We start from the raw sequence: 1,340 nt of genomic DNA, 5'->3' as shown, positions 1-1,340 counted from the left end.
TGTCGAGGAGCAGCTGGCTCAGGTAGGCGGTGCGCACCGGGTCCAGGCCGGAGTCCGGCTCGTCGCACAGGATGATCTGCGGGTCGAGCACCAGCGAGCGGGCCAGGCCGGCACGCTTGCGCATACCGCCGGAGATCTCACCGGGAAACTTGTTCTCGTCGCCGGTCAGGCCGACCATCTCGAGCTTCTCCATGACAATGTCACGGATCTCGCTCTCTTTCTTCTTGGTGTGCTCGCGCAGCGGGAACGCGGTGTTGTCGAACAGGTTCATCGACCCAAACAGCGCGCCGTCCTGAAACATCACCCCGAACAGCGTGCGGATCTCGTAGAGTTCCTTGGCCGTGCACTCGAGGATGTCGGTGCCGTCGATGATGATCGAACCGCGCTCCGGGCGCAGCAGTCCGATCAGCGACTTCAGGAAGACGGACTTGCCGGTGCCCGAGGGACCCAGCAACACGCTGACCTCACCGGGCGGGATGGTCAAGGTGACATCTTCCCAGATCCGGGCCGGCCCGAAGGACTTGGTCAGCCCTTCTACCTCGATGGCAACACCCATTAGGCGGTCCTTCCGCGACGCTCGCTCTCCCTACCCCGGCCGTGCGGGCCGCTGAGGCTTAGGTCACTGTATAGCACCCGGTCGGTGGCTGGTCACGATGTCGGGCGAGAAATAATTTCTCCTCAGCCGGCCGGCGCCCAGTTGCCGTGGAAGCCCATCGGCACCCGCTGCGGCAGGTGCACGGTAGCCACCGGCTCGCAGGTTTGGGCGTCGCGCAACAGCAGTTGGCCCTCGTCGCGGCCGCGGTGATAGCCGTAGCCGATCAGGATGCCGTCGTCTTCGGCGCTTTCCCCGGTTGAGTCGCCGGGGCGGGGAATGAAGGACATCTCACCGATCAGCAGGTCCGGGTCCAGCGGGGCGACCATGCTGGAATCCGCGGTGAAGTCGTGCTTGTACAGCGCGGTGGACATCGGGGTGGCGGCTCCACCGACGAAGCCGCCCTCGACGCCGACGGTGTAGCCGAACCGGTGCTTGCCGCCCAGCAGGGTCTCGTTGATCCGGGGGAATTCCTGCGAACGCTCGTCGCGGCGTTCGCTGGTCACCGCCCCGGTGGCCAGGTTGATGGTCCAACGGTCCAAGGTGGGCCGGCTGTCGCCGGGGCCGCGCCGGTCGCGGTCGAACATCCGCCCGTAGCGCACCACGTCGAGCACCAGCACCTCGGCGTCGTCACGGGTTTCCGAGTAGGCGTTGAGCGGATGGTAGACGTAGCAGGGTTCGATATCGAACCACCTGATGTCGGCGTTGCCGCCATCGCGGGGCATCACACCGAGGCGCGCCGGGTATC

At 66.1% G+C, this 1,340-nt stretch carries 2 protein-coding genes; both read right to left on the bottom strand.

Going from position 1 to position 1,340, the window contains the following annotated elements; all coding sequences use genetic code 11:
* Positions 1–556, bottom strand: a 556-nt coding sequence (locus AC2VON_RS18165; protein WP_486954203.1) for an ABC transporter ATP-binding protein, incomplete at its 3' end; no start/stop codon positions are given.
* Between the two features lie 122 nt (positions 557–678).
* Positions 679–1,340, bottom strand: a 662-nt coding sequence (locus AC2VON_RS18160) for a carotenoid oxygenase family protein (protein ID WP_486954202.1), incomplete at its 5' end; no start/stop codon positions are given.

The organism is Mycobacterium sp. TH-M82, from assembly GCF_057473605.1.
This window is presented reverse-complemented; position numbering and strand designations above follow the sequence as displayed.